This is a genomic window from Pseudomonas sp. P8_241 (assembly GCF_034008315.1).
Taxonomy (GTDB): Bacteria; Pseudomonadota; Gammaproteobacteria; order Pseudomonadales; family Pseudomonadaceae; genus Aquipseudomonas.
The window spans coordinates 5,727,205-5,754,174 of sequence record NZ_CP125377.1; the positions used below are offsets into that span (position 1 = coordinate 5,727,205).

26 protein-coding genes are annotated in these 26,970 nt (G+C 58.2%); 10 read left to right on the forward strand and 16 right to left on the reverse strand.

Annotation, left to right across the window (positions count from 1 at the left end; genetic code table 11):
* From lspA to murJ, 4 genes are all read right to left on the reverse strand, one after another.
* Positions 1 to 513 (reverse strand): signal peptidase II, encoded by a 513-nt coding sequence (gene lspA, locus QMK58_RS25700; RefSeq protein ID WP_053162535.1) that lies wholly within the window; start codon positions 511 to 513, stop codon positions 1 to 3.
* Positions 506 to 3,337: an isoleucine--tRNA ligase gene (gene ileS, locus QMK58_RS25705; protein ID WP_053162537.1), complete on the reverse strand. Its 2,832-nt coding sequence runs from the start codon at positions 3,335 to 3,337 to the stop codon at positions 506 to 508. Before ileS ends, lspA begins: the two co-directional genes overlap by 8 nt.
* Positions 3,338 to 3,350: 13 nt before the next feature.
* Entirely contained in the window at positions 3,351 to 4,289 is a 939-nt protein-coding gene (gene ribF / locus QMK58_RS25710; RefSeq protein ID WP_053162538.1) for a bifunctional riboflavin kinase/FAD synthetase, read from the reverse strand.
* A 129-nt stretch (positions 4,290 to 4,418) separates the two neighbouring features.
* Positions 4,419 to 5,957, reverse strand: a complete 1,539-nt coding sequence (gene murJ, locus QMK58_RS25715; RefSeq protein WP_053162540.1) for a murein biosynthesis integral membrane protein MurJ — start codon at positions 5,955 to 5,957, stop codon at positions 4,419 to 4,421.
* 252 nt (positions 5,958 to 6,209) lie between these two features.
* Here murJ and rpsT point away from each other — a divergent pair, with 252 nt between their 5' ends.
* Positions 6,210 to 6,488 carry a 30S ribosomal protein S20 gene (gene rpsT, locus QMK58_RS25720; protein ID WP_020798646.1) on the forward strand — a complete coding sequence of 93 codons (279 nt, stop codon included), beginning with the start codon at positions 6,210 to 6,212 and terminating at the stop codon, positions 6,486 to 6,488.
* Positions 6,489 to 6,669: 181 nt separating this feature from the next.
* Here rpsT and QMK58_RS25725 read toward each other — a convergent pair whose 3' ends face one another.
* The 5 genes from QMK58_RS25725 to rplU all read right to left on the reverse strand — a co-directional run bounded on the left by QMK58_RS25725 (position 6,670) and on the right by rplU (position 10,445).
* Positions 6,670 to 7,134 (reverse strand): CreA family protein, encoded by a 465-nt coding sequence (locus QMK58_RS25725; protein ID WP_053162542.1) that lies wholly within the window; start codon positions 7,132 to 7,134, stop codon positions 6,670 to 6,672.
* A 12-nt stretch (positions 7,135 to 7,146) separates the two neighbouring features.
* Positions 7,147 to 8,265, reverse strand: coding sequence for a glutamate 5-kinase (gene proB / locus QMK58_RS25730; protein WP_053162544.1), 1,119 nt, complete (start codon positions 8,263 to 8,265; stop codon positions 7,147 to 7,149).
* A 137-nt stretch (positions 8,266 to 8,402) separates the two neighbouring features.
* Positions 8,403 to 9,626, reverse strand: a complete 1,224-nt coding sequence (gene cgtA / locus QMK58_RS25735) for an Obg family GTPase CgtA (RefSeq protein ID WP_053162546.1) — start codon at positions 9,624 to 9,626, stop codon at positions 8,403 to 8,405.
* A 193-nt stretch (positions 9,627 to 9,819) separates the two neighbouring features.
* Positions 9,820 to 10,095, reverse strand: a complete 276-nt coding sequence (rpmA, locus tag QMK58_RS25740) for a 50S ribosomal protein L27 (protein ID WP_017340859.1) — start codon at positions 10,093 to 10,095, stop codon at positions 9,820 to 9,822.
* Positions 10,096 to 10,130: 35 nt separating this feature from the next.
* Positions 10,131 to 10,445, reverse strand: coding sequence for a 50S ribosomal protein L21 (rplU, locus tag QMK58_RS25745; protein ID WP_003176051.1), 315 nt, complete (start codon positions 10,443 to 10,445; stop codon positions 10,131 to 10,133).
* A 240-nt stretch (positions 10,446 to 10,685) separates the two neighbouring features.
* On the opposite strand from rplU, the gene QMK58_RS25750 reads away from it, so the two are divergent.
* From QMK58_RS25750 to QMK58_RS25760, 3 genes are all read left to right on the forward strand, one after another.
* Positions 10,686 to 11,654, forward strand: a complete 969-nt coding sequence (locus QMK58_RS25750; protein ID WP_053162548.1) for a polyprenyl synthetase family protein — start codon at positions 10,686 to 10,688, stop codon at positions 11,652 to 11,654.
* Between the two features lie 166 nt (positions 11,655 to 11,820).
* The gene (locus QMK58_RS25755) at positions 11,821 to 12,162 is read left to right on the forward strand and encodes a zinc ribbon domain-containing protein YjdM (RefSeq protein WP_008028840.1); all 342 of its coding nucleotides are present in this window, start codon (positions 11,821 to 11,823) and stop codon (positions 12,160 to 12,162) included.
* 206 nt (positions 12,163 to 12,368) lie between these two features.
* Positions 12,369 to 12,626 (forward strand): hypothetical protein, encoded by a 258-nt coding sequence (locus QMK58_RS25760; protein WP_053162551.1) that lies wholly within the window; start codon positions 12,369 to 12,371, stop codon positions 12,624 to 12,626.
* 115 nt (positions 12,627 to 12,741) lie between these two features.
* Here the strand turns inward: QMK58_RS25760 and QMK58_RS25765 are convergent, their stop codons facing one another.
* From QMK58_RS25765 to QMK58_RS25775, 3 genes are all read right to left on the reverse strand, one after another.
* Positions 12,742 to 13,359: an FKBP-type peptidyl-prolyl cis-trans isomerase gene (locus QMK58_RS25765; protein ID WP_053162553.1), complete on the reverse strand. Its 618-nt coding sequence runs from the start codon at positions 13,357 to 13,359 to the stop codon at positions 12,742 to 12,744.
* 121 nt (positions 13,360 to 13,480) lie between these two features.
* On the reverse strand, positions 13,481 to 13,771 hold the full coding sequence (locus tag QMK58_RS25770; RefSeq protein WP_053162555.1) for a DUF6482 family protein: 291 nt from the start codon (positions 13,769 to 13,771) through the stop codon (positions 13,481 to 13,483).
* 147 nt (positions 13,772 to 13,918) lie between these two features.
* Positions 13,919 to 14,407: a TIGR00645 family protein gene (locus QMK58_RS25775; RefSeq protein WP_007970904.1), complete on the reverse strand. Its 489-nt coding sequence runs from the start codon at positions 14,405 to 14,407 to the stop codon at positions 13,919 to 13,921.
* Positions 14,408 to 14,566: 159 nt separating this feature from the next.
* Between QMK58_RS25775 and QMK58_RS25780 the strand changes: the two genes are divergently transcribed.
* On the forward strand, positions 14,567 to 16,396 hold the full coding sequence (locus tag QMK58_RS25780) for a hypothetical protein (RefSeq protein WP_320395604.1): 1,830 nt from the start codon (positions 14,567 to 14,569) through the stop codon (positions 16,394 to 16,396).
* A gap of 6 nt (positions 16,397 to 16,402) precedes the next feature.
* Here QMK58_RS25780 and QMK58_RS25785 read toward each other — a convergent pair whose 3' ends face one another.
* The gene (locus QMK58_RS25785; RefSeq protein WP_320395605.1) at positions 16,403 to 16,744 is read right to left on the reverse strand and encodes a hypothetical protein; all 342 of its coding nucleotides are present in this window, start codon (positions 16,742 to 16,744) and stop codon (positions 16,403 to 16,405) included.
* Between QMK58_RS25785 and QMK58_RS25790 the strand changes: the two genes are divergently transcribed.
* Complete coding sequence (locus QMK58_RS25790; protein ID WP_053162564.1) at positions 16,743 to 16,997, forward strand: hypothetical protein; 255 nt, start codon at positions 16,743 to 16,745, stop codon at positions 16,995 to 16,997. The two genes, QMK58_RS25785 and QMK58_RS25790, sit on opposite strands and share 2 nt — an antisense overlap.
* A 68-nt stretch (positions 16,998 to 17,065) precedes the next feature.
* Here QMK58_RS25790 and QMK58_RS25795 read toward each other — a convergent pair whose 3' ends face one another.
* Positions 17,066 to 19,504 carry a Lon protease family protein gene (locus QMK58_RS25795; protein ID WP_053162565.1) on the reverse strand — a complete coding sequence of 813 codons (2,439 nt, stop codon included), beginning with the start codon at positions 19,502 to 19,504 and terminating at the stop codon, positions 17,066 to 17,068.
* Positions 19,505 to 19,783: 279 nt separating this feature from the next.
* Here QMK58_RS25795 and QMK58_RS25800 point away from each other — a divergent pair, with 279 nt between their 5' ends.
* The 4 genes from QMK58_RS25800 to QMK58_RS25815 all read left to right on the forward strand — a co-directional run bounded on the left by QMK58_RS25800 (position 19,784) and on the right by QMK58_RS25815 (position 23,460).
* Entirely contained in the window at positions 19,784 to 20,272 is a 489-nt protein-coding gene (locus QMK58_RS25800) for a DUF3015 domain-containing protein (RefSeq protein ID WP_053162567.1), read from the forward strand.
* 223 nt (positions 20,273 to 20,495) lie between these two features.
* Entirely contained in the window at positions 20,496 to 22,349 is a 1,854-nt protein-coding gene (locus QMK58_RS25805) for a DUF4105 domain-containing protein (protein WP_053162848.1), read from the forward strand.
* A 191-nt stretch (positions 22,350 to 22,540) separates the two neighbouring features.
* Positions 22,541 to 22,894: a hypothetical protein gene (locus QMK58_RS25810; protein ID WP_053162570.1), complete on the forward strand. Its 354-nt coding sequence runs from the start codon at positions 22,541 to 22,543 to the stop codon at positions 22,892 to 22,894.
* A gap of 71 nt (positions 22,895 to 22,965) precedes the next feature.
* Positions 22,966 to 23,460: a GreA/GreB family elongation factor gene (locus tag QMK58_RS25815; RefSeq protein WP_053162572.1), complete on the forward strand. Its 495-nt coding sequence runs from the start codon at positions 22,966 to 22,968 to the stop codon at positions 23,458 to 23,460.
* On the opposite strand, the gene gdhA is transcribed toward QMK58_RS25815, so the two are convergent.
* Complete coding sequence (gene gdhA, locus QMK58_RS25820; protein ID WP_053162574.1) at positions 23,457 to 24,794, reverse strand: NADP-specific glutamate dehydrogenase; 1,338 nt, start codon at positions 24,792 to 24,794, stop codon at positions 23,457 to 23,459. The genes QMK58_RS25815 and gdhA overlap by 4 nt on opposite strands.
* Positions 24,795 to 25,161: 367 nt before the next feature.
* Positions 25,162 to 26,826 (reverse strand): energy-dependent translational throttle protein EttA, encoded by a 1,665-nt coding sequence (gene ettA, locus QMK58_RS25825; protein ID WP_053162576.1) that lies wholly within the window; start codon positions 26,824 to 26,826, stop codon positions 25,162 to 25,164.
* Between the last annotated feature and the right edge of the window lie 144 nt (positions 26,827 to 26,970).

Genomic DNA, 26,970 nt, shown 5'->3' on the forward strand with positions numbered 1-26,970 from the left:
TCAGTCATTTACGGCTTCTCCGGTCTTTTTACTTTTGAACATGTCCAGTGCCAGCATTACCGCACCAACCGTGATGGCGCTGTCGGCAACGTTGAACGCCGGGAAACGCCAGCGATCCTGCCAATGCACCAGAATGAAATCGATCACATGGCCAAGGGCGATGCGGTCATACAAATTGCCTAGCGCGCCCCCCAGCACCAGCGCCAGGGCAATGGCCAGCCAGGTCTCGTTGCGTCCCAGACGCTTGAGCCAGACCACCAGTACTGCACTGACCACGATGGCGATCAGGGCAAACAACCAGCGCTGCCAGCCAGAGCTGTCAGCCAGGAAGCTGAACGCAGCGCCAGTGTTGTAGGCCAGGGTCCAGCTGAACAAATCGGGAATCACCACGATTTGCTGATACATCTCGAGCTTGCCTTCGAAGTAGAACTTGCTGGCCTGGTCGATGACCAGAACCAGCAGGCTCAACCAAAGCCAGCTCAGCCGTCCGAAACGGCCAATGGCATTAGGCATAGTGACGAACCTCGCCAGCGCCGCTGATGTTATCTACGCAACGGCCGCAGATTTCAGGATGCTCCGGGTTCACGCCGACGTCTTCACGGCAGTGCCAGCAACGGGCGCACTTGGCGTGGCTCGACTTGACGATTTGCAGCTTCAAGCCGCCGACTTCGGTTACCACAGCATCGGCCGGTGCTTGCACGAACGGTGCGACAGAGGCGGTCGAAGTGATCAGCACAAAGCGCAGCTCGTTGCTCAGCTTGGCCAGATCGGCACTCAGTGCGTCTTCGGCGAACAGCGTCACTTCGGCCTGCAGGTTGCCACCGACAGCCTTCGCGGCGCGCTGGATTTCCATTTCCTTGTTGACCGCGACCTTCACGGCCATGATCCGGTCCCAATACGCACGACCCAGTTCAAAGCCTTCCGGCAATTCGGTCAGGCCTTCGTACCAGGTGTTGAGCATCACCGATTCGTTGCGTTCGCCCGGCAGGTATTGCCACAGCTCGTCGGCGGTAAAGGCCAGGATCGGCGCGATCCAGCGAACCAGCGCTTCGGAGATGTGGAACAGCGCGGTTTGCGCCGAACGGCGGGCCTTGCTGTTGGCGCCGGTGGTGTACTGACGGTCCTTGATGATGTCGAGGTAGAAACCACCCAGCTCCTGCACGCAGAAGTTGTGGATCTTCGAGTACACGTTCCAGAAACGGTATTCGCCGTAGTGCTCTTGCAGCTCGCGCTGCAGCAGCAGGGTGCGGTCCACGGCCCAACGGTCCAGCGCGAGCATTTCTTCTGCAGGCAGGATGTCGGTGGCCGGATTGAAGCCGGTCAGGTTCGACAGCAGGAAGCGCGCAGTGTTACGGATACGCCGGTAGGCGTCCGCACTGCGTTGCAGGATTTGCTCGGAAACAGCCATTTCACCCGAGTAGTCGGTCGATGCAACCCACAGACGCATGATGTCGGCGCCCAGGGTGTCGTTGACTTTCTGCGGTGCAATGACGTTGCCCAGAGACTTGGACATTTTGCGGCCGGACTCGTCGACGGTGAAGCCGTGGGTCAGCAGCTCGCGGTATGGCGCGTGATTGTCGATGGCGCAACCGGTCAGCAGCGACGAGTGGAACCAGCCACGGTGTTGGTCCGAACCTTCCAGGTACAGGTCGGCGCGTGGCCCGGTTTCGTGGCCCATCGGGTGAGAACCGCGCAGGACGTGCCAATGCGTGGTACCAGAATCGAACCAGACGTCCAGGGTGTCGCTGATCTTGTCGTACTGCGGCGCTTCGTCGCCCAGCAGCTCGGCGGCGTCCAGCTTGAACCAGGCTTCGATGCCTTCGACTTCAACGCGCTTGGCGACTTCTTCCATCAGCTCGACGGTACGAGGGTGCAGCTCGCCGCTTTCCTTGCTCAGGAAGAACGGGATCGGCACGCCCCAGTTGCGCTGACGGGAAATGCACCAGTCAGGACGGTTGGCGATCATCGAGTGCAGACGCGCCTGTCCCCAGGCCGGAACGAACTGAGTCTCTTCGATGGCTTTGAGCGAGCGCTGGCGCAGGGTGTCGCCAGTCACTGGCTGCTTGTCCATGCCGATGAACCACTGCGCGGTGGCGCGGTAGATCAGCGGGGTCTTGTGGCGCCAGCAGTGCATGTAGCTGTGTTCGATGATGGTGGTGTGCAGCAGCGCACCGACTTCGGTCAGCTTGTCGACGATGGCCGGGTTGGCCTTCCAGATGAACTGGCCGCCGAAGAATTCCAGCGAGGTCGCGTACACGCCGTTGCTCTGGACCGGATTGAGGATGTCGTCGTTGACCATGCCGTACTTCTTGCAGGTCACGAAGTCGTCCACGCCATAGGCCGGTGCGGAGTGAACCACACCGGTGCCAGCGCCCAATTCAACGTAGTCGGCCAGGTAAACCGGCGACAGACGGTCGTAGAACGGATGACGGAAGTTGATCAGTTCCAGTGCTTTACCGGTCGTGGTCGCAACAACCGAACCTTCCAGCGAGTAGCGCGCCAGGCACGACTCGACCAGTTCTTCGGCCAGCACCAGCAGTTTGTCGCCGACATCGACCAGTGCGTAGTTGAATTCCGGGTGAACGTTCAACGCCTGGTTGGCCGGGATGGTCCACGGGGTGGTGGTCCAGATCACGATGGAAGCAGGCTTGGCCAGCGACGGCAGACCGAAAGCGGCAGCCAGTTTGGCTTCATCGGCAATCGGGAACGCCACGTCGATGGTCGAGGACTTCTTGTTCTCGTACTCGACTTCCGCTTCAGCCAGGGCCGAACCGCAGTCAAAGCACCAGTTCACAGGCTTCAAGCCCTTGAACACGAAACCACCCTTGACGATTTCGGCCAAGGCACGGATTTCACCGGCCTCGTTCTTGAAATCCATGGTTTTGTACGGGTTGGAGAAGTCACCCAGCACACCCAGACGGATGAACTCGGACTTCTGGCCTTCGATCTGCTCGGTGGCGTAGGCCCGGCACAGTTCGCGGGTCTTGTCGGCGCCCAGGTTCTTGCCGTGGGTCACTTCGACTTTGTGCTCGATCGGCAGACCGTGGCAGTCCCAGCCTGGAACATAAGGTGCATCGAAACCCGACAGGGTCTTCGAGCGGATGATCATGTCCTTGAGAATCTTGTTCAGTGCGTGACCGATGTGGATCGTACCGTTGGCGTACGGAGGGCCGTCGTGCAGGACGAACTTTGGACGATCCTTGCCAATCTCGCGCAACTTTCCGTACAGGCCAATACTGTCCCAGCGCTGCAAAATCTGCGGTTCGCGCTGTGGCAGGCCGGCCTTCATTGGGAAGGCGGTGTCCGGAAGGTTTAGCGTGGCTTTATAGTCGGTCATTTAAGGCTCTTCATTAGCGATGGGCGCTAGGTGCGGCTAGTGCACGGGCGGCGGCGACATCCGCGCTGATCGCCGTTTTCAGCGCCTCCAGAGAGGCGAAACGCTGCTCTTCACGCAGCTTGTGGTGGAAAACCACCGTTAAACGCCGGTCATACAGATCGCCGGCAAAATCTAAAAGATGCACTTCCAGGTGGGCTTTGCCATCACCTTGGACCGTAGGCCGCACGCCGATATTGGCGACGCCGGGCCAGGTCTTGCCGTCGATCTCGACGTCGACCAGGTAAACCCCGGTGAACGGCACGCGACGGCGCTTGAGTTGAATGTTGGCAGTGGGCGTTCCCAGTTGCCGGGCCAGTTTCTGACCATGCAACACCCGCCCGGCGATCCGGTACGGACGCCCCAGCAGGCGTTCGGCCAGGGCGAAGTCAGCGGCGGCCAGGGCGTTACGCACCTGTGTGCTGCTGACACGGATGCCATCGAGTTCGACAGTCTGCGCCGCTTCAACGGTAAAACCCTGAACCATGCCTGCCTGCAGCAGGAAATCGAAATCCCCTGCACGGTCACAGCCGAATCGGAAGTCGTCACCAACTTCCAGGTGCTGTACGCCAAGACCATCAACCAGGATGGTATCGACGAATTCACTGGCGCTGAGTTTGCTCAGGCGCTGGTTGAAAGCCAGGCACAAAACGCGGTCAACACCTTCGGCGGCTAGCAACTGCAGTTTATCCCGCAGGCGGGCCAGGCGAGCCGGCGCAGTCTCCGGCGCAAAAAACTCGCGTGGTTGCGGCTCGAAAATCACCACGCAACTGGGCACGCCCAATTCAAGCGCACGCTCACGCAGCCGCGCCAGGATAGCCTGGTGGCCACGGTGTACACCGTCAAAGTTGCCAATAGTGGCGACGCAGCCCCGATGCTGGGGGCGCAGATTGTGGAGGCCTCGAACCAGCTGCATAACGCGCTTCTTGCTCATAAAGTGGTCGATTATAACCACACCCGGCGCCCGACGACAGGCAACACCGTAACCCAAAGTAATCGAGCCGACCAAACTGTCGGCTCGCCCGTATTTTTCAAGACCTTAACCTTAGCCCAACGCCTTTCGATTGAAGTCGCGCAAACGAAAGCCCATCAACCCTAACATGCCGAAATATGTCACTACGCCAGCAGCCACCAATGCACCCAGGCGCAGGAAACGCTCCAGCATCTGCCCTTCGCCCCACGCCGGCATGAAATGCATCCCGGCCAACAGTACGCCAGACATCACCGAGACCGCGATCACCAGCTTCAAGCCGAACTTCGCCCAGCCCGGTTGCGGCTGGTACATCTGCTGCTTGCGCAGTTGGTAGAACAGCAGCCCCGCGTTCAGGCAGGCACCGGCACTGATAGCCAGCGCCAGCCCGGCGTGGGCCAATGGCCCGATCAGCATCAGGTTGAACAGCTGTGTGACGACCAGCGTGAAAATTGCGATTTTTACCGGTGTGCGGATGTTTTGTTGCGCATAAAAGCCGGGAGCAAGCACCTTGATCACAATAATCCCCAGCAATCCGACGGAATAGGCAACAAGGGCTCGCTGGGTCATCGCCGCATCAAACGCGTTGAACTGGCCGTACTGGAACAGCGAAACCGTCAGCGGCTCCGCAAGAATCCCCAATGCCAGCGAACATGGCAGCACCAGTACAAAGCACAGCCGAAGCCCCCAATCGAGGATGCGCGAGTACTCGTGGCGATCCTTGCTGGCATAGGTTTTGGCCAGCGTCGGCAGCAGAATCGTACCCAAAGCCACGCCCAGTACGCCGGATGGCAATTCCATCAAACGGTCGGCGTAGTACATCCACGACACGGACCCGGCGACCAGGAACGAAGCAAAAATGGTGTTGATGATCAGCGAAATCTGGCTCACCGACACGCCGAGAATCGCCGGCAACATCTGCTTCATCACTCGCCAGACACCACTGTCGCGCAGATTAAGGCGCGGCAGCACCAGCATGCCGATCTTTTTCAGATGCGGCAGCTGATAGAGCAACTGCGCCACCCCCCCTACCAATACGGCCCAGCCGAGCGCCATCACGGGAGGATCGAAATACGGCGTCAGAAACAGCGCAAAGATGATCATGCTGACATTCAGCAGCGTCGGCACGAAAGCCGGCACCGAAAAACGATTCCAGGTATTGAGGATCGCACCGGCCAGTGACGAAAGGGAAATCAGCAGAATGTAGGGAAACGTGACCCGCAGCAGGCTGGTCGTCAGCTCGAATTTTTCCGGGGTATCAGTGAAACCCGGTGCCGTCACCCAGATAACCCAGGGCGCTGCGATCATGCCCAGCACCGTGACCAGCGCCAGTACGAGCGTCAACAGGCCCGAGACATAAGCGATGAAGGTTCGTGTTGCCTCCTCACCCTGCTGGCTCTTGTATTCGGCAAGAATCGGCACGAAAGCTTGGGAAAACGCCCCCTCGGCAAAAATCCGCCGCAGAAGATTGGGTAATTTGAAGGCGATAAAGAAGGCGTCCGTCGCCATTCCCGCGCCAAATGTGCGCGCAATGAGGGTGTCACGAACAAACCCCAGAACCCGGGAAAGCATCGTGATAGAGCTTACGGCGGCCAACGATTTGAGCAGATTCATTGAAAGAGTTTGCGCCTGTCGATAAACAGCAGGCGAATAAAGCGCCCACTTATGCGATACTCCGCGCCGCAACAGCACAGAGCCAAAGCTCGCGAGTTTACAGGTCGCACGCTGGAAAGAAATCTCCAAGCTTGCGTCACCTACCACTTAGCGGAACGTCTCAACCGCCCTTGACAAGACCTCAACTCATCGGCATGATTCGCGGCCTATTTTGTTTGCTATTTCCTAAAAAGTCTTTCGAGGAGCTCGACGGTGGCCAACTCACCTTCCGCCAAAAAACGTGCAAAACAGGCTGAGAAGCGTCGCAGCCACAACGCCAGCCTGCGTTCCATGGTTCGTACCTACATCAAGAATGTAGTTAAGGCCATCGACGCAAAAGACGCTGAAAAAGCTCAAGCTGCATACGTTCTGGCTGTGCCAGTTATCGACCGTATGGCCGATAAAGGCATCATCCACAAGAACAAGGCTGCTCGCCATAAGAGCCGTTTGAATGGCCACGTTAAGGCCCTGAACGTTGCCGCTGCTGCCTAAGCGACTCGTTCATTAAAAAACCGACCTCAGGGTCGGTTTTTTATTGCCTGCGATTTGGCGGACACACAAAAAACTGTAGGAGCGAGCTTGCTCGCGATGACGGATTAACGCTCAGCATTTGTGCTGGCTGGATATCCACTATCGCGAGCAAGCTCGCTCCTACAGTTCGATTTGTGTCCGATTACTGAGCGTGAGCCCACGGCAAAATCGGAATCGCCGTCACCGCATTCTGCGGGCTGCCCTCGATCAGGCGATCGCTGTACACCAGGTACACCAGCGTATTGCGCTTCTTGTCGAGGAAGCGCACCACCTGCATGGTCTTGAAGACCAGCGAGGTACGCTCCTTGAACACCTCATCACCATCCTTGAGCTCGCCCTTGAAGGTAATCGGCCCGACCTGACGACAAGCGATAGACGCCTCGGCACGATCTTCGGCCAGGCCAAGCCCACCCTTCACACCTCCGGTCTTGGCGCGTGACAGGTAGCAGGTCACACCCTCAACCTTCGGATCGTCGAAAGCCTCGACCACAATCCGGTCATTCGGCCCGACGAATTTGAACACCGTCGACACCTGACCAATCTCTTCGGCCGAAACCAACAGCGGCATCGCCAACAGCAATCCCAACAATCCATTTGCCACGCGCATTCAGGTATTCCTTCAGACCAGGATCAGGTTATCGCGGTGAACCAGTTCCGGCTCCGCCATGTAACCCAACAGACCGACAATCGCATCAGACGACTGACCGATGATTTTTTGTGCCTCGAGCGCGCTGTAGTTGGCCAGGCCACGGGCAATTTCACGACCGTCCGGCGCTACGCACACAACCATTTCGCCGCGCCGGAAACTGCCCTGGACCAATTTGACGCCAACCGGCAGCAAGCTTTTATTGCCCTGGGACAACGCCGTCACCGCACCCGCATCGAGCACCAGGGTGCCACGGGTTTGCAGATGCCCGGCCAGCCACTGCTTGCGCGCCGCGAGCATGCCGCGCTCAGGCGAGAGCAGCGTGCCGATGCGCTCACCCGCCTTGAGGCGATCCAGCACGCGCTCAATTCGTCCACCAACGATTATGGTATGAGCACCGGAGCGTGCAGCAAGACGCGCCGCACGCAACTTGGTCTGCATGCCACCACGACCCAACGCACCACCCGTACCACCCGCCACCGCATCGAGCGCGGGATCATCGGCGCGCGCTTCGTAAATCAGCTGGGCATCCGGGTTATTGCGCGGATCAGCGTCGAACATGCCATCGCGATCAGTGAGGATCACCAGCAAATCAGCTTCGACAAGGTTCGCCACCAGCGCTGCAAGGGTGTCGTTGTCGCCGAAACGGATTTCGTCGGTGACCACGGTGTCGTTTTCATTGATCACCGGAATCACTTTCAGCTCGACCAGTGCACGCAAGGTACTGCGGGCATTCAGGTAGCGCTTGCGGTCGGACAGGTCGTCGTGAGTCAGGAGAATCTGCGCGGTATGCCGGCCATGCTCGGCAAAGCTCGATTCCCATGCCTGCACCAGCCCCATCTGACCGATTGCAGCCGCGGCCTGAAGCTCGTGCATCGCACTGGGTCGCGAGGTCCAGCCCAAACGGCTCATGCCAGCCGCCACCGCCCCAGAGGACACCAGCACCAGCTCAACACCTGCCTCATGCAAGGCCACCATCTGATCAACCCAGACACCCATTGCCGCGCGATCCAAGCCCTTGCCGTCAGCCGTCAGCAAAGCGCTGCCGATTTTGACGACCCAACGCTGCGCACCTGTCACCTTGCTCCGCATCATCTTCAACCTTAGCTTGAGGGCAGCACGACCTAGCACTGCCCGTGACATTATTCGTGGTTATTCGTGACCAACAATCGATTTCCAGATACTAAAACGCCGCTCAATTGAGCGGCGCTTAAGTTTATCGCAACGAATCAGTCACGCACGTAAATGATTTCCGGACCGTCTTCGTCATCCACATCTTCTTCGTCCCAATCATCGTCGCCGATGTCATGGACCGACTTCACGCCGCTGCGGCGCAGGGCACGCTGATCATCCAGCGCCTGCAACTGAGCACGGGCTTCGTCTTCGATGCGCTGATCGAGATCCGCCAGCTCTTCCTTGTAGGCTGGGTCGTTAGCCAGACGATCAGCACGATCCTCCAGGTAACGCATGATGTCGTGGCACAGGCGCTCGGTGTTCTGCTTGGCGATGGCCGAGATCACATAGACCGGACCGGTCCACTCCAGGCGATCAACGATCTCCTTGACGCGAGCATCGTGCTCTTCGTCGAGGATCTGGTCGCACTTGTTCAGAATCAACCAACGATCACGCTCAGCCAGGGACGGGCTGAATTTGGTCAGCTCGTTGACGATGACTTCAGCGGCATCCGGCGCACTGGTGTCATCCAGGGGCGCCATGTCGACGAGGTGCAGCAGCAGACGCGTACGCGACAAGTGCTTGAGGAAGCGAATCCCCAGGCCCGCACCATCGGAAGCACCTTCGATCAGACCCGGGATGTCGGCGACCACAAAGCTTTTCCAGCGATCGACGCTGACCACGCCCAGGTTCGGCACCAAGGTAGTGAACGGGTAGTCGGCGACTTTCGGCTTGGCAGCCGATACCGAACGAATGAAGGTACTCTTGCCAGCATTCGGCAAGCCCAGCAGACCGACGTCCGCCAGCACTTTCATTTCCAGTTTCAGGTCACGCTGCTCGCCTGGCTTGCCCGGGGTAGTCTGGCGTGGTGCGCGGTTGGTACTGGATTTGAATCGGGTGTTACCCAGACCGTGCCAGCCACCGTGAGCGACCAACAACTTCTGGCCGGCCTTGGTCAGGTCGCCGATCACTTCCTGAGTCGCGGAGTCGATTACCGTCGTGCCGACCGGAACGCGCAACACCAGCTCTTCACCTTTTTTACCGGTGCAGTCGGTGCTGCCGCCGTTGGAGCCACGCTCGGCATCGAAGTGCCGGGTGTAACGGTAGTCGACCAGAGTGTTGAGGTTTTCGTCGGCGATCATGTAGACCGAGCCGCCATCACCACCATCACCGCCGTTCGGGCCGCCATTTTCAATGAATTTCTCGCGACGGAAGCTCATGCAACCGTTGCCACCGTCACCGGCCTTTACTCGAATCGATACTTCATCAACAAACTTCATAACAAAACGCCTCTCGCCATACGGACGAGCCGAAAAAATCTAGACATAAGACTCTTGCAAAAATGAGCGCAGCGACCTCAATCAACGACCGCGAATCCAGCGCTGGAGCCCACCTCAAACAGCTTTGCAAGAGACTCACCCCACAAACGAAAAAGCCCCGTCGCAAGACAGGGCTTTTCCAGCAACCACGTAATTATGCCGCGACGACTTCAGTCTTCGGGACAATGCTTACGTAACGACGACCGAAGGCGCCCTTTACTTCGAACTTGATCACGCCGTCGATTTTAGCGAACAGAGTGTGATCTTTGCCCATGCCAACGCCGTAGCCAGCGTGGAATTGGGTGCCGCGCTGACGCACGATGATGTTGCCCGGAATGATAACCTGGCCGCCATACATCTTCACGCCAAGGCGTTTGGCTTCTGAGTCGCGACCGTTACGGGTACTACCACCAGCTTTTTTGTGTGCCATGAGTTCAATTCTCCTAGTGAGGAATTAGGCTGAAATTAAGCCTGAATACCGGTGATTTTGATCTCGGTGTACCACTGGCGGTGGCCCATACGCTTCATGTGGTGCTTACGACGACGGAACTTGATGATGCGGACTTTATCGTGACGACCTTGGGAGATCACTTCAGCCACAACGGTAGCGCCAGCAACAACTGGAGCGCCGATATTCACGTCGTCGCCATTGGCAACCAACAGAACGCGATCAAAGGTAACGGATTCGCCGGTAGCGATTTCCAGTTTTTCGATCTTCAGGTATTCACCTGGGGCGACTTTGTACTGCTTGCCGCCAGTAACGATTACTGCATAAGACATGGTATTTCTCCGATAATCCTGCTCACCCAGCTCTTTATAAGAAGAGGTATTGGCTGGCATGGCTGCATGGGGCTGGAAGGCCCGCTTGCAATTGCGTAAGGCAGGTGCTGCCCAGGAAGTTCAGGGTGCGCGATTGTACGCAAGCCACGCTTGCCTTGCAAGGGGCCGTCCATCGCGCCTTGACACCTGCTGGCGTGGGTCCTAGCATGCCGCGCAACCCTTCTGGAGCAACTGTCGCTGATGCAACCCCAAGCTTTCTACCGCGCGGTGGCGGACGATTTTAGCGCCGTCGACGGCATCATCAAGAAGCAGCTGACCTCCCGTGTGCCGCTGGTATCGAAAATCGGCGACTACATTACCTCGGCCGGCGGTAAACGCCTGCGTCCTTTATTAGTGTTGCTGTGTGGCAAGGCGCTGGGTCGCGAAGGCGACGAACTGCGCCTGCTGGCTGCGACCATCGAGTTCCTGCACACCGCGACCCTGCTGCATGACGACGTCGTCGACATGTCAGGCATGCGCCGTGGCCGCTCGACCGCCAATGCCATGTGGGGCAACGCGCCGAGCGTACTGGTGGGCGACTTCCTGTATTCGCGCTCGTTCGAAATGATGGTCGAGCTGGGCTCTATGCCGGTGATGAAGATCCTTTCGCAAGCCACGCGCATTATCGCCGAAGGCGAAGTGTTGCAGCTGTCCAAGGTCCGTGACGCCAGCACCACCGAAGAGACCTACATGGAAGTCATCCGCGGCAAGACTGCGATGCTCTTCGAAGCCTCGACCCACAGTGCCGCAGCCCTGTGTGAAGCTACACCGGAACAGGCTGAAGCCCTGCGCACGTTTGGCGACCACCTGGGCGTAGCCTTCCAGTTGGTGGACGACCTGCTGGACTACAAAGGTGACGCCGAAACCCTGGGCAAGAACGTCGGCGACGACCTGGCCGAAGGCAAGCCGACCCTGCCGCTGATCTACACCATGCGCGAAGGAACACCCGAACAGGCTGCCCTGGTGCGCAAGGCGATCCAGAAAGGCGGGATCGAAGACCTGGAAAGTATCCGCGAAGCCGTGGAAGCCTCAGGTTCGCTGGAGTACACCGCGCAACTGGCCCGTGATTACGTAGCCCGCGCAATCAAGTGCCTCGACGCGCTACCTGCCAGTGAATACCGCGATGCATTGGTTGAACTGAGCGAATTCGCGGTCGCGCGTACGCATTGATACGCGTTCTGTAGGAGCCGGCTTGCTGGCGATTGCATCACCTCGGCGCCCCTGGCACACCGAGTTGCATGCATCGCCAGCAAGCCGGCTCCTACAGTCCCACCTTCCGACTCTAAAACCCTATATAATGTGCGCTTTTTAGCGATCCTGAATCCAAGGAGCTTTAGTGAGCACGTTGCCACCCTGCCCGAAATGCAATTCCGAATACACCTATGAAGACGGCGCTCAGCTGATCTGCCCCGAGTGCGCCCACGAGTGGTCCGCCAGTGGCGAAGCCGAAGCGGCGTCCGATGACGCGGTGAAGAAAGATTCGGTCGGCAACGTCCTGCAGGACGGCGATACGATTACCGTGATCAAGGACCTCAAGGTCAAGGGCACATCGCTGGTGGTCAAGGTCGGCACCAAGGTCAAGAATATCCGTCTGTGCGATGGCGATCACGACATCGACTGCAAGATCGACGGTATCGGTCCGATGAAACTCAAATCCGAGTTCGTCAGAAAGGTCTGATTGCGCTGTACTCCATCCCGCGCCCGGCGTGGGATGGTGCCTCACCCTCCTCCGTTTCGCCCCGCATATCCGCACACTAGCCAAACGCCAGCCGTTTTGACCTGACGCAATCTTTACCCACAAAAAAGTCCAAACTGCCAATAGGGCCTTGCTATTTATTGAATAGGAATTATTCTCATTGAACCCACCAATGGAGATGAGAACTCATGACTTATTTGATCGACGCCTGGCTGGACCGCCCGCACCCCTATCTCAGGATTCTGCATCGGGAAACCGGTGAAGTTTGCGCTGTACTGGAAGAGGAGGCCTTGAGTGAGTTGCAGGATCAAGGTGACCTTGACCTCAACGGTTTGAGTTCCAGCGAGCCGGTGGTACTCAAAGAGGTGGTGCGCAACCTGTTTCTGTTCTGCTATGCCCGGGCGTTGCGCCCGTCGCACGAAATGACCCACAAGCTCGAAATATGAAACACGCTACAAAACCTGTAGGAGCTGGCTTGCCAGCGATGCAGACGACACGATTTACCTATGAAATCGCGCAGATGCAATTCGCCAGCAAGCCGGCTCCTACAGGTAACCGCAATTACAGAACGTCGAGCAGCTCGACGTCGAACACCAGTACGCTGTGCGGCGGAATGCTGCCAACGCCTTGAGCGCCGTAAGCCAGTTCGCTCGGCACGTACAGGCGCCATTTGCTGCCAGCATTCATCAGTTGCAGGGCTTCGGTCCAGCCGGCGATCACGCCGCCAACCGGAAACTCTGCTGGCTGGCCACGATCGTAAGAGCTATCGAACACGGTGCCGTCGATCAGAGTGCCGTGGTAGTGAGTACGCACGGTGTCTTCACGGGATGGCTTGGCGCCTTCACCGGCAGTCAGAACTTCGAACTGCAGGCCGGAAGCCAGCGTGGTGATGCCATCACGCTTGGCGTTTTCAGCCAGGAACGCCAGGCCTTCGCCAGCGGCCGCTTCAGCCTTGGCTGCAGCTTCGGCTTGCATGATTTCGCGGATCACTTTGAAGCTCGCGGACATTTCTTCCTGGCCAACACGGCTTGGTAGACCGGCAAATGCGTCGGTCAGGCCAGCCAGGATCGCGTCCAGGCTAACGCCCGGTGGCGGGTTGTCGCGCAATTGATCGCCCAGCTGACGGCCGATACCGTAGCTGACGCGCGTTTCGTCGGTGGACAGATTTACTTCGGACATGACACTGCTCCGCTGTGCGGACGGCTCAGGAACAGGCCGTGCGTGCACAGCGCGTCCCGGAGCGCCCGGAACCAAAAGGGCCAGCAGACTAGCACAGTTGTCATGGCGTTGATGAGGGACGTCAGGCGATCGGCACCTTCAGGTTTTCCTCGACATCGGCAACCAACCCGCACATCTCGTCATGAACGACGGTATGCACCAGATTGAAATGCAACTTGGGAAAGGAGCGAAGTACATCACGCGCATGCTCCACCGAACGCAGGTTCATCATGTGGCCATGTGTATCGCTCAACGGATACGCCGCACCATGCATCCGTGCCTCCAGCAGGTAGATGCCTCCCTCCATGGAAATAAGGTTCAGCTCGTCTACCTTCCCGGCGACGGCATAGGCATTCAACTCTTGCAGGTTCATGGACGCACCTCTCGCAGTGACGAGCCAATACCTCTACAGGGATAAGCCTCGACGCAGCAAAGTACAAGCCTCCAGGCGGACCATTGGTCTGTTATCGGGGTATTTTGTGGCGAGCGAGCTTGCTCGCCACAAGGGAGCTGGTCCGGATCAGTGCTTGGTGACTTTATCCAGATAACCCATGGCAAATGCCGATACCACGAAGGTCATGTGAATGATCACGTACCACTGCAAATGCTCAGGGTCGACGTTCTTGGCATCCATGAAGATGCGCAGCAGGTGAATGGACGAAATCGCCACGATCGATGCGGCGACTTTCATCTTCAACGACGACGAGTCCATGGTGCCCAGCCAGTTGAGCTTCTCCTTGCTGTCGTCGATATCCAGTTGGGAAACGAAGTTCTCGTAACCGGAAATCATCACCATCACCAGCAAACCGCCCACCAGCGCCATGTCGATCAACGACAGCAGCACCAGAATCAGGTCCGACTCGGCCATCGAAAATACATTCGGAATGACGTGGAAAACTTCCTGGAAGAATTTCAGTGCCAGCGCCAGCAACCCGAGGGACAAGCCGAAATAGATCGGCGCCAGCAGCCAGCGCGAGGCGTACATTGCGTTTTCGATAAAGCGTTCCATTGAAACTCACATGTGGACTGGAAATGGCCGCGAGTATAACAGCCGCTCGTTACACCCAGAAACCACTGAAAAATCCGTCACCTGCACCTGTGTATCAAGGTTTTTCTGCTAGTGTCCAAATCATTGACCGCCCCGCGGTATCGGACAGGAAGACTGGAAATGGATGCGCGATTGCCTTTGACGAGTGCCGGAATCTGCCTGGTACTGTTGCTAAGCGGCTGCTCACCCAGCGATGAAAAACGCCAGGTTGGCCTTGAAGAAAAAACCGCACAGTTCGAAAAATCCCTGGATGCCATAGCGGATCCAAAACTCAAGGATGCCGTGGCGGAATTGGGCGGATCCCTGTTATTGCTTGAACGGGCGCAGCTGAAGCTCGACAGCAAGCCATCGGAAACCGAATACGCCGAAGACGTGCTCGCCATGCTCAAGCATTACCCCACGCCGCAGGCGCTGGTCGACACCTATATCAATGGGTTGTTCGTGCTGCAAAAAGACTCCAGTTCCGATTACCTGATCGATCTGCAACCGGTATTCCCCTTCACATTCGGCATCCCCGCCGCGTTTCTGTTTCCCCATGGCCTGGAATGGCAATCGGTCACCCTGAGTAACCAGCGGGTGATCCCCTTTCAGCCGGAATGGTCGGAGACCGATCCCGGCATTCAACTCAGCCCATCAAGCTCCAACCTGACAAATCCCGATGACCTGACCGTGACCTACCCCTTTATCGACGGTCTCGACGCCGATAAGAAGCAGCAGCCGCAACCGGTAACCCTGCAGGGTAAACTCGAAGTCATTGCACCGCGCCGGCTCTACAGTTTCGACCTGACGAAAAAGGATGTCGGACAGACGCGCACCAATGACAATCTGAGCGTCACCCTGCTGAATCTCACGAACAACTACGCAGAAATCGAATATATCAATAGCGCGCCACCGGCCGCTGAAGTCAACGAGGCACTGCTGAACCCGCTGATTGTCCAGGCGAGGGACAACACAGGCCAATTCCTGTCACGCGCCGGTTCGATCAACGAAACCGCCGCACAAATCGCCTTCTATCAGCAACAACTCGCGAAAATGCAGCAACAGAAGAGCTGGAGCGTGGACCTGGAAAGGCAGCTCAACGAAGAACAGCGTACCTTCGAAAAGCAGCAGGCGCGCCACTATTCCAAGGTGTACTTCAACGGAACCATCGAAACCCTCGAAGTCAGCCTGCTCGATTTTTCCACCGCCACCGTAACCCGCAAAAACCTGAACCTGCCAATCCGGCATTTCGAGGCCAGCACCACGGACAAAACCATCCAGCCGCTGGATCTGTCGGTGGTGGTGTACGACGATCAGGCGCCAGCCTGGCTCGCGGGAGCCACGTTAAGTGAGGAGCAACTGAAAAAAGGCGTCAGCATCACCCAGTCGGTCGATGACCCCAGCGCAGCGCGCATCGAGTTCAGTCACCTGCGGACTTTCAATGATGAACTGCTCGGCACCTCGTTCAATCCGGGTGAAAGCCCGGTGAGTTTTTTCACCGAAGACAGCCACGGCAAACGCGACGAGCCGATTGAACTGCCACCGCAGGCTTATCAGATTGATAGCTTGCGCGGCACTATCATCTACGATCTGAATCTGTTCCCGCAGACTCCGGCCTACGCGGTGGGCTCTATGCCATTGTTCCTGGCCACCGTCGACAAAAAAGTAATCGACGCGCCTCAAATGCCCAAAGGGTTGGCACTCAAGGGCAACAAATTGGTGGTCGATCTGAAGACGTTTCCTGCCCAGGACTGGCGTTTTTTCGCCAGGGACGACAGCGGCAATTACTTGAAGGAAATTCTATCAGTGACCCATGAAGCCGGCGCGCAAGGTCCGGCGCTGTTTGCCGTGCATTACTTCTACGGCCAGCCAACGCGCCTGGAAACCTATCAACGCACCGACCTTACCACCGTGCAATATGGTTACGAGGTCAAACTCGACAAGGCCGACATGTCGCGTCTTGATCAATAGTGCGACTCAATGCTCGGGGTGAAACTCGAAGCCACCCACATTGCGGCAGCGGCCGCCATTGATTTCACGCAGCTGGGCTTGCAAGTGCAGGCACCAGATTTGCGGATCATCGGCCAATTCGTAGCCGTGCAGGGTCAGGCTTTCCACGATGGTATCGAGAATGGACTCGGCCACAAACGGTCCGTGAAACGGGCCTTGGGCCTTGATCGCCGAAGGCTGTTCACCGGCCATTCCGGCGGCAAACAGCAAGGTCCACATGCCCGTATCTCCCGCCAATGGGCGGACGGCGCACTCGATCCGGGTCACAAGACCCAGGCAATGACGGGTAAGGCAGAGGTTGCGCGACATGGCGGCGACCCTCGGTAGTGCGGTTGTTCAGCCCCCGCGGGAAGGCTGTCTCGATCCAGTGATTACTGTCGATATCCTTGAGCTGAGAATAGAAGAAAAGTCTGATCCGGACGCCCATCAAGACCAGAAGGCGCCGAGCGGTCATAGTGTGAATATTGACGTCATTTCGATGGCGCATTTTCACGATTTCACACATGAAAATGTGGGAGCGAGCCTGCCCGCGATAGCGGAATATCAGTCACCACACCGGTGAATGTCAGTCCGTCATCGCGAGCAGGCTCGCTCCCACACTAGAGGCGCGAGTTCAGTTCAGGTGCGGCCTCAAGCCGGCTTGGCTTCGACCAAGGCTTCCTGTGCGGCTTCTTTTTCAGCTTCTTTGAAATCTTCTTCGCTGATCATTTCCGCGATAACCCGCAGGCGCTCGACCACCCGCGCATTCACGCTGCCTTCCGGAAATTCGCCATTCTCGTCCGGCTCGCCGGCAGGCTCGCCGACCAACAGGCTCAGCGCCTCGTCGGCCTGACGCACGGCGTAGACATGGAATTGCCCGGCGCGCACCGCGGCCAACACTTTCTCGTCGAGCATCAGCGTTGCAACGTTGGCCTGCGGAATGATCGCTCCTTGTTCACCCGTCAACCCACGCGCCTCACAAAGACGGAAGAAGCCTTCGATCTTCTCGTTCACGCCACCCACGGCCTGCACTTCACCGAACTGGTTGATCGAACCGGTAATGGCAAAGCACTGCTTGAGGGGGGTTTTCGACAGCGCCGAAATCAGCGTACACGCCTCGCCGAGGGAGGCGCTGTCGCCATCGACGTAACCGTAGGACTGCTCCAGCGCGATACTTGCGGAAATGGCCAGCGGGAATTCCTGGGCGTAACGGCTGCCCAGATACCCGGTGAGGATCATCACGCCTTTGGAGTGGATCGGCTGGCCGAGATTGACCTCACGCTCGATGTCGACGATGCCACTGCCGCCCGGATAAACCGTGGCGGAAATCCGCGCCGGCACACCGAAGGCCGAGTCGCCGACCTCCAGCACCGTCAAACCGTTGCACTTGCCGACCGCCGCGCCATCGGTATCGATCAGGATGATCCCGGCCAGCATATCGTCGAGAATCCGTGCCGATACACGCCCGGTACGGGTGGCCTTGGCCTTGAGTGCGCGCTCGATGTGCCCCGCGTCAGTCATTTCATCACCGGCCAGGTGACGGATGAAGTCCGCCTCGCTGACCAGTTGAAACAGGTCACCGATACGTGCCGACAAACGCCCCTGATGTTCCGCCAGACGGGCGCTGTACGTCGCCAGGCGCGCCACCGCATCGGCGGTCAACGGCGCCATGCCTTCTTCGGAAGTACGGGTTTTAAGCAACTGGGCGAATTGCTCCAGGCTCTCGTCGACCATCGGGATGTCTTCGTCGAAATCCACCAGGACACGAAACATTTCCTGGAAGTCCGGATCGAGGTCTTGCAGCGTGTAATAGAGCTGACGGGCACCAATGATAACGACTTTGACCTGCAACGGAATGTGCTGCGGGGTCAGCGTCACGGTCGCAAAACGGCCCATCTCGCCCAGTGGCGATTCCATTTTCAGCTTGCGCGATTGCAGGGCGCGTTTGAGCGCATCCCACACGAACGGCTCGCTGAGCATTTTTTCCGCTTCAAGAATCAGGAAACCGCCGTTCGCCCGGTGCAACGCACCCGGCCGCAACTGACGGTAGGTGGTGTACAGCGCGCCCTGGTCGGTGCTGTATTCGATGCGGCCGAACAGGTTTTCGTAGGTCGGATGCGGCTCGAAAACCACCGGTGCACCGCCACTGGCCGAATGACCCACCACCAGGCTCGGTGCGTATTGTTCTTCCAGCATCTTGCGCGCGACAGCGTCGGTTTTGCTGTCGTCCACCAGTTGCTCGACCACGGTCTTGAGCAAATACACCTGCATCGCTTGCAGGTAACCGCACACCGCCGCGTTCTCGGCGTACTTCTCGGACAATGGCGACAACAACGGCTGCAAGGCCAGAGTGATGGTTTCTTCGTTGAAATGGCGCAATTGATTGCTCGACTCGCGCTTCCACTGCGGCAGGCTGGCGAGCTCTTCGTTCAGGCGCTCTTCGAGGGCCGAAATATCGTCATGAAAGCGCTCGCGAAGGGCTTCCGGCAACTGGGCGAACTCCGCTTCGTCCAGTGCCTTGCCATCGCTCATCGGAGTGAATGCGATATTGCTGGCATCGCGGTAGAGCGCGACGTCCTTCTCCAGGGCCAGACGTTCGATTATGTCCAGCGCCTTGTCGTAACGCTGATTGAATGCGCGGTCGATGGCGCTTTTCTTTTGCTGATAGGAAGGGTGCTCGAACACCGCCGGAAATGTCGCCAGCAGGTTATCGATCAACCCGTTGATGTCGCTGATGAATGCACCGGCGCTGCCCGACGGCAATTCCAGTGCGCGTGGCTCGCGCGGCTCATCGAAATTGTTGACGTAGACCCAGTCCGCCGGGGTCTGCAGGCGCTTGCCTTCAGCCTTCAGATAGCGTTTGACGAACGAGAAGCGACCGGTGCCGGGCTCCCCCATGACAAAGACGTTGTAACCGGGGCGTGGCATGGCCACACCAAACTGCAAGGCTTCAACCGCACGTTCCTGGCCAAGCACACCGCGAAAGGGCTCCAGATCATTGGTGGTAGAGAAGCTGAACTGTTCAGCGGAAAACGGACGGGTCAGCGCTTCAGGCGCGAGACGCAAGCTGGCAGCAACAGGATCAGGCATCGGGCTTCCTTAACAATCAGGCGGGGCAGATGGCAGCATTCTGGCGCTGCCCATGCCCGACTGGCAAGGAGCGCCGTAGGCCTGAGCATAGACAATCCGACATCCCCAGGCGCAACGGGCACAATTCACAGTTCCCAATGAATGTTTTGCAAAAAATCACGGAACCCCTTGATCGTGCCTAAACTCCAACCTGCGCGGCCGGAGTAATGTCCGGCCCACTGGCACCGGAATGGGCCAGACCCCCTTGTCTATTAGTACGCACATAAAGAGAACAACGCTATGAAACGGATTCTTCTCGGTACTCTTTTCACCGCTGTATCCATCAACGCTATGGCGCAGGCGCCAGGCGGTCCGGATTGCGGTTGGGGCAACATGCTGTTCGAAGGTCAGCGTGGTACTCCGGCTCACTTCCTGGCATCCACCACCAACGGCACTTCCGGCAACGCAACCTTTGGTATGACGTCCGGTACCAACGGTTGTGCGACCAATGCGTCGCTGACCTATGGCGGCAAATCGTGGTTTGCCATGAACGGCATGATGAACGAGCTATCCGAAGACATGGCCAAAGGTCAGGGCGAAGCGCTGACCACTTATGCCGTTGTACTGGGTGTGGCGCCGCAAGACCGTGCGCACTTCGCCGCCGTGACTCACGAGCACTTCCAGCAGATCTTCAGCAAAGCTGACGTGACGGCGGAAGATGTGCATACCAACACGCTGGCCGTTCTGAAGAACGACCCACGACTGGCCAAGTACGCCACCCAGGCTTAAGCTCGATCCGCCCCGCTTTCTTCGGGAAGCGGGTTTTTGTTTTTTGGACCTGCCCTCTTTTGGGAATACCAGATCAACCGTAGGAGCTGTCGAGTGAAACGAGGCCGCGATCTTTTGATCTTGTCTTTAAAGATCGCAGCCTCGTTTCACTCGACAGCTCCTACAAGTGAGCGGCATGAACCGCGCCGGGTCTTTCATTTATTTTCTGTTTAAGTTGCCATTTATGCTCAAACGCCTTGCCTGGCTGGCGCTCTGTGTCTGCGCCCCGCTGTCCGCCGCGCCTCACATCGACCCTCAACGTTTGCAGCAACTGGCCAACGACCCCTTCTGGATATCCCTGGGACATTACGAAACCGCCAAGCTCGGTGGCTGGCGCAGTTATGTCAGCGACCCGAAATTCTTCCTTGCCGCCGATGGCAACGAACACCCCGATCATGAATTGGCCGCGACGGTGCAGGCGCTGTACACCCCAGCCAGCGCAGGTGAGCAACATGCACAATGCGTATACCCGGCCCGTGCACGCTGGCTCAAAGCACAGCTGAATCTCACTGACCTGCCCGCACCGGACTGCGCCGAATTCAAGCAATGGTTCAAGGATGTCTCCCCCCACAGCGCGGTGATGATCTTTCCTGCCGCCTACCTGAACAGCCCATCCTCGATGTTCGGCCATACCCTGCTGCGCATCGATCAAGCTGATGTGCAGAGCGACAAAACCTCGCTGCTCAGTTACGCGATCAACTTCGGCGCCTACATCGAGGGTTCGGACAACAGCATTCTGTATGCGTGGAAAGGCTTGATGGGCGGCTATCCTGGCCTGTTCGCGCTGGTACCCTATCAGGAAAAACTTTCGGAATACCGCAGCCTGGAAAACCGTGACCTGTGGGAGTACCGACTGAACCTGACCCAGCAAGAGACCGCACGTATGGTCGAGCACGTCTGGGAACTCAAGCAGATCAAATTCGACTACTTCTTCTTCGACGAAAACTGCTCCTATCGCCTGCTTGAACTGCTGCAAGTGGCACGCCCAAGCCTGCGCCTGACGGAACAATTTCCGATCACGGCCATTCCCACCGACACTGTCAAAGCTGTGAAAGAGGCCGGGGTGGTGGAATCCATCCAGTATCGCCCTTCGCGCGAACGTGAGCTGCTGAGCCGTGCCGAGCCTTTGTCTGACGAAGAGCAACAATGGGTACTGAAAGTCAGCGCCGATCAGAATCAATTGCAAGACCCGGCGTTCAAGGCGCAACCCCGCGACCGTCAGGCCCTGATTATCGATGCGGCCTATCGTCTGGAGCGCTACCGCGCCAATGGTCAGGAGCGCGATCCGCAGCGCGCCCAGCGCAGTTTCGAATTGCTGCGGGCGATCAATCAGAATCCGGCACCGGAGCTGGACATCCCGCAACCCGGCCTGCCCGAGGACGGCCATGAGTCCCGCACCTGGCAACTCGGCGCGGGCACCAGAGGCGACAAAGCGTTCGGCGAATACGGCCTGCGCATGGCCTATCACGACCTCAATGACAACGCCGAAAGCTTCCCCCTCGGCGCACAAATCGAAATCCTGCAACTGAAACTGCGCCAGTACGAGGGCAATGACTGGCAGGTCCAGCAACTGGACCTGGCAACCATCCGCTCCCTGACCCCGCGCAATGAGTTGTTGCAACCGTGGTCCTGGCAAGTCACCGGCGGCCTGGAACGGGTGCCGGGCAAACATGATGACGAAAACCTGGTCAGCCACGTCAACGGCGGCGGTGGCGGCACCTGGCAATTGGCCGATGACATGCTCGGTTTTGCCCTGGGCACCGTGCGCGTGGAGCACAACAACGATTTCGCTGAATTCATTTCCCCGGCGGCGGGTTTCAATACGGGCCTGCTATGGAGAAACCCGCTGGGCAACCTCAGCCTGGAAACCAAGGGTGATTTTTTCACCAATGGCGAAGTGCGGCGCTCCATCAGCTTGAATCAGCAATGGGAGCTGTCACGCAATCTGGGTCTGCGCCTGAGTGCCCAGCGTGAATTCAGTCACATGGCCACGCCAGAAAACGAAGTGATGCTGGAGGTGAAGTGGTACCACTACTGATCCGAACGCACCGCAACTCCCTGTAGGAGCCGACTTGCTGGCGAAAGCGGTCCAGCCGACACCGCATGGTCCATTTCGCCAGCAAGCCGGCTCCTACAAAGCTGCGTTTTTTTGATCTTCCTTTCACAAACCACTGACGCATCCACTTCTAGACTCACCCTATCGGCCACGTAATGGCTTTGGAGTGAATGATGTGGCGGTGTGCAGGATTGCTGACTGTATTGTTGATCACAGGTTGCCAGTCAACCCACGATGATCTGCTCGCCAAAGGTTACCCGCCCGCCTTCGCCGATGGTTTTGACGACGGTTGCAGCAGTGGCCGGCAAGCCGCCGGATCCATCAGCGGCGAGTTTCGCAAAAACGTACCGCGTTATCTGAAGGATCCGTTATACGCAGAGGGCTGGAGCGATGGATTCCACCAGTGCCTGGCCATGCGTGACAACCAGGATCGCGCAGACTACCGCAACAGCCATCTGGAGGAACGGGACAAAGCCTGGCAACAACAAAAGGATCAGGACGCTGCCCGAGCCTATCGCTCGCAATGAGTCGCTTACAGACATCCAGTGAAACCAAATGCCTGCGACCATGGCCAAAACCCTATTACGGGAGCAAAACCATGAGCCGTGCCTTCGTCAATGAAGATAATGCCGCCGCGCAAGCCGATCAGCCGGTCGAGCGGCAGGTCAGTGCGCAACCCAACTACGTCACCCCGCAAGGCCTGAGCCAGTTGCAGGGCAAAGTCGCCGAGCTGCAAACTCTGCATGCCGAGCAATCGGCCAAGGGAGAGCAAGCCGACAAACAGCGCCTGGCGGACCTTGAGCGCGACTTGCGCTACTTCAAACAACGTCTGGGCAGTGCGCAAGTGGTGCCAGCCGCGACCTCGACCGAGAAAGTGCAGATCGGCAGTTGGGTGACCTACGCCGACGAACACGACAGCGAACGCCGCGTGCAACTGGTGGGCGAAGATCAGGCCGATGCCGCCCATGGCCTGATCAATTGGGGCTCTCCACTGGGTCGGGCGCTGCTGGGAGCACAACTCAATGATGAAGTGCTGTGGCAGCGCCCCGCCGGGGATCAGCTGATTGAGGTGATCCGCATCGAGCCGGCTTAAACCACGCCTTGAGCCAGCATGGCATCGGCGACTTTTACGAAACCGGCGATGTTGGCGCCTTTGACGTAGTTGACCCGACCGTCCTCTTCGCCGTAGTGCACGCAAGCGTGATGGATCGACTGCATGATCGCGTGCAGCTTGCTGTCCACCTCTCCACCGGTCCACAGCAGGCGCATGGCGTTCTGCGACATCTCCAGCCCGCTCACCGCGACACCGCCGGCGTTGGACGCTTTACCCGGCGCGAACAGAATATCCGCCTCGATGAACAAATCGACGGCCTCAAGGGTGGTCGGCATGTTCGCGCCTTCCGCCACACAGAAGCAGCCGTTGCGCAGCAAGGTACGAGCAGCCTCGGCATCCAGTTCGTTTTGCGTGGCGCACGGTAAAGCGATGTCGCAGCTCAGGCTCCACGGCAGCTCACCGGCGCGGAACTCCAGGCCAAAACGGCTGGCCAGTTCACGGATGCGCCCGCGCTGCACATTTTTCAGCTCCAGCACCGCCAGCCATTGCTCCTCGGTTAAACCACTCTCGCAGTACAAGGTGCCTTCGGAATCGGACAGCGAAATCACCTTGCCACCCAAATCCATGACCTTGCGCGCCGCGTATTGCGCAACGTTGCCCGAGCCGGAAATCGCCACACGCTTGCCTTCGACAGCCAGGCCGCGACGTTTGAGCATCTCTTCGGCGAAGTACACACAACCGAAACCGGTGGCTTCCGGGCGAATCAGACTGCCGCCGTAGCTTGGACCCTTGCCGGTCAGTACGCTGGTGAACTGGTTGCTCAGGCGTTTGTACTGGCCGAACAGGAAGCCGATTTCACGGGCACCGACGCCGATATCACCGGCCGGCACATCAACATCTGCACCGATGTGGCGGTACAGCTCGCTCATGAAGGCCTGACAGAAGCGCATGACTTCCGCGTCGCTTTTGCCCTTCGGATCGAAGTCCGAACCACCCTTGCCGCCACCCATCGGCAGCGAGGTCAGGGAGTTCTTGAAGGTCTGCTCGAAGGCGAGGAATTTCAGCACACCCATGTTCACCGACGGGTGGAAGCGCAAGCCGCCCTTGTACGGACCGATGGCGCTATTCATCTGGATACGGAATCCGCGATTGACTTGCACCTTGCCCTGATCGTCGACCCAGGAAACCCGAAACACGACCGCCCGCTCCGGCTCGCAGATGCGCTCCAGGATGCCCGAGGCCAGGTAATGCGGATTGGCTTCGAGGAAGGGCCACAGACTGCGCAGGACTTCTTCGACAGCCTGGTGAAACTCGGGTTGGTCCGGGTCGCGTTTTTTCAGGCGCGCAAGGAAGGATTCGACGGATTCGATCATGGAAATGTCTCGGCAAATTTATTGTCGTTGGAGGAGATTTGGCCGGACTGTAACAAAGGATTCACGCACAAGAACAGCGCAGAACGTCGCATTTATGAAATTAAATGGTGCGCAGGATATAAATTAATCTGCTTTTTGGCCTTTTTCGCACCCGAATAGGGAGATCAATTCCCAGCAATGCACCATCAGTTACACCGCATCGCCGGCAAGCCAGCTCCTACAGTTTTCCCTGAGCTCACACAATCCGGGCACAACACAAATCCTGTAGGAGCTGGCTTGCCGGCGATGAATTCAACTCGGTATGCGTAAAAAACACGCAAAAAAAACGGAGCCCGAAGGCTCCGTGTGTTCATGCAACCGGCCCGAATCACGCCAGTTTCTTGTGCCGTACACGGTGCGGCTGTGCAGCGGCTTCGCCGAGGCGCTTTTTACGGTCGGCCTCGTACTCGGTGTAGTTGCCTTCGAAGAACACGGCTTGCGAGTCGTCTTCGTACGCCAGGATGTGGGTCGCGACGCGGTCAAGGAACCAACGATCGTGAGAGATCACAATGGCGGCGCCCGGGAAGTCCAGCAGGGCTTCTTCCAGGGAACGCAGGGTTTCAACGTCGAGGTCGTTGGACGGTTCGTCGAGCAGCAGGACGTTGCCGCCCTCTTTCAAGGTCAGGGCCAGGTGCAAGCGACCGCGCTCACCACCAGACAGGTCCTTGACGAACTTCTGCTGATCGCCACCCTTGAAGTTGAAGCGACCGACGTAGGTACGCGACGGGATCTCGTAGTTGCCGATGCGGATCTGATCCGAACCGTCGGAGATCTGCTGGAACACGGTCTTGCTGCCATCCAGGTCCTCGCGGCTCTGGTCCACGCAAGCCAGCTGCACGGTTTCGCCGACTTCGATGGAACCCGAATCCGGTTGTTCCTTGCCCATCAGCATGCGGAACAGCGTCGATTTACCGGCACCGTTACCACCGATTACACCGACGATGGCGCCTTTAGGCATCGAGAACGACAGGTTGTCGATCAGTACGCGATCCCCATAGCCCTTGGTGACATTCTTGAATTCGATGACCTTGTCGCCCAGGCGCGGACCGGCCGGGATGTAGATCTCGTTGGTTTCGCTGCGCTTCTGGAATTCCTGCGACTGCATTTCTTCGAAACGTTGCAGACGAGCCTTGGATTTCGACTGGCGAGCCTTGGCGCCTTTGCGCACCCACTCCAGTTCTTCTTTCATGGCTTTTTCGTGGGCCGACTGCTGCTTGGATTCGGCAGCCAGACGATCGGACTTGGCTTCCAGCCAACCCGAATAGTTGCCCTCGTAAGGAATACCAGCGCCGCGGTCGAGTTCCAGAATCCAGCCGGCGACGTTATCGAGGAAGTAACGGTCGTGCGTGATCGCGACCACGGTGCCCGGGAAATCGTGCAGGAAGTGCTCAAGCCACGCAACGGAATCGGCGTCCAGGTGGTTGGTCGGTTCGTCGAGCAGCAGCATGTCCGGTGCGGACAGCAGCAGACGGCACAGGGCCACACGACGTTTCTCACCACCGGAGAGGAATTCGACCTTGGCGTCCCACGCTGGCAGACGCAGCGCATCGGCGGCGACTTCCAGTTGGCGATCCAGGTTGTGACCGTCGCTGGCTTGCAGGATGGCTTCGAGCTTGGCCTGTTCTGCGGCCAGTTTGTCGAAGTCGGCATCTTCATCAGCGTAGGCCGCGTAGACCTCGTCCAGGCGAGCCTGGGCGTTCTTGATCACGCTGACCGCTTCCTCGACCACTTCACGCACGGTCTTGGTCGGATCCAGTTGAGGCTCTTGCGGCAGGTAACCGATGTTCAGGTCCGGCATCGGACGGGCTTCGCCGTCGAATTCGGTATCAACGCCAGCCATGATTTTCAGCAGCGTGGACTTACCCGAACCGTTGAGGCCGAGGACGCCAATCTTGGCGCCCGGGAAGAATGACAGAGAAATGTTTTTCAGGATTTCCCGCTTCGGTGGAACAACTTTGCCCAGCCGATGCATGGTGAATACGTATTGAGCCATGGAGAACCTTGGGTCAGTGACTGATGAATGATTGGAGCGCAGGCAATGCCCGGCCAGACCGTGCGCGTCGCTCGCTTGAGGCTATCAATACGTGCGCGCTGAAAAAGTCTGAGTCTAGGAGCTGGAACGCTCCCGCGTAACCGG

Bases quoted from the DNA above. Each gene is read 5' to 3' on its own strand.
- rpmA (WP_017340859.1), bottom strand. From the start codon at position 10,095: ATGGCACACAAAAAAGCTGGTGGTAGTACCCGTAACGGTCGCGACTCA.
- QMK58_RS25795 (WP_053162565.1), bottom strand. From the start codon at position 19,504: ATGCCTGATCCTGTTGCTGCCAGCTTGCGTCTCGCGCCTGAAGCGCTG.
- QMK58_RS25765 (WP_053162553.1), bottom strand. From the start codon at position 13,359: ATGTCCGAAGTAAATCTGTCCACCGACGAAACGCGCGTCAGCTACGGT.
- QMK58_RS25760 (WP_053162551.1), top strand. From the start codon at position 12,369: ATGACTTATTTGATCGACGCCTGGCTGGACCGCCCGCACCCCTATCTC.
- murJ (WP_053162540.1), bottom strand. From the start codon at position 5,957: ATGAATCTGCTCAAATCGTTGGCCGCCGTAAGCTCTATCACGATGCTT.
- QMK58_RS25805 (WP_053162848.1), top strand. From the start codon at position 20,496: ATGCTCAAACGCCTTGCCTGGCTGGCGCTCTGTGTCTGCGCCCCGCTG.
- QMK58_RS25750 (WP_053162548.1), top strand. From the start codon at position 10,686: ATGCAACCCCAAGCTTTCTACCGCGCGGTGGCGGACGATTTTAGCGCC.
- proB (WP_053162544.1), bottom strand. From the start codon at position 8,265: ATGCGGAGCAAGGTGACAGGTGCGCAGCGTTGGGTCGTCAAAATCGGC.
- rplU (WP_003176051.1), bottom strand. From the start codon at position 10,445: ATGTCTTATGCAGTAATCGTTACTGGCGGCAAGCAGTACAAAGTCGCC.
- lspA (WP_053162535.1), bottom strand. From the start codon at position 513: ATGCCTAATGCCATTGGCCGTTTCGGACGGCTGAGCTGGCTTTGGTTG.
- QMK58_RS25800 (WP_053162567.1), top strand. From the start codon at position 19,784: ATGAAACGGATTCTTCTCGGTACTCTTTTCACCGCTGTATCCATCAAC.
- QMK58_RS25815 (WP_053162572.1), top strand. From the start codon at position 22,966: ATGAGCCGTGCCTTCGTCAATGAAGATAATGCCGCCGCGCAAGCCGAT.
- QMK58_RS25810 (WP_053162570.1), top strand. From the start codon at position 22,541: ATGTGGCGGTGTGCAGGATTGCTGACTGTATTGTTGATCACAGGTTGC.
- gdhA (WP_053162574.1), bottom strand. From the start codon at position 24,794: ATGATCGAATCCGTCGAATCCTTCCTTGCGCGCCTGAAAAAACGCGAC.
- ribF (WP_053162538.1), bottom strand. From the start codon at position 4,289: ATGCAGCTGGTTCGAGGCCTCCACAATCTGCGCCCCCAGCATCGGGGC.
- ileS (WP_053162537.1), bottom strand. From the start codon at position 3,337: ATGACCGACTATAAAGCCACGCTAAACCTTCCGGACACCGCCTTCCCA.
- QMK58_RS25775 (WP_007970904.1), bottom strand. From the start codon at position 14,407: ATGGAACGCTTTATCGAAAACGCAATGTACGCCTCGCGCTGGCTGCTG.
- cgtA (WP_053162546.1), bottom strand. From the start codon at position 9,626: ATGAAGTTTGTTGATGAAGTATCGATTCGAGTAAAGGCCGGTGACGGT.
- QMK58_RS25785 (WP_320395605.1), bottom strand. From the start codon at position 16,744: ATGTCGCGCAACCTCTGCCTTACCCGTCATTGCCTGGGTCTTGTGACC.
- QMK58_RS25790 (WP_053162564.1), top strand. From the start codon at position 16,743: ATGGCGGCGACCCTCGGTAGTGCGGTTGTTCAGCCCCCGCGGGAAGGC.
- QMK58_RS25780 (WP_320395604.1), top strand. From the start codon at position 14,567: ATGGATGCGCGATTGCCTTTGACGAGTGCCGGAATCTGCCTGGTACTG.
- QMK58_RS25725 (WP_053162542.1), bottom strand. From the start codon at position 7,134: ATGCGCGTGGCAAATGGATTGTTGGGATTGCTGTTGGCGATGCCGCTG.
- ettA (WP_053162576.1), bottom strand. From the start codon at position 26,826: ATGGCTCAATACGTATTCACCATGCATCGGCTGGGCAAAGTTGTTCCA.
- QMK58_RS25770 (WP_053162555.1), bottom strand. From the start codon at position 13,771: ATGAACCTGCAAGAGTTGAATGCCTATGCCGTCGCCGGGAAGGTAGAC.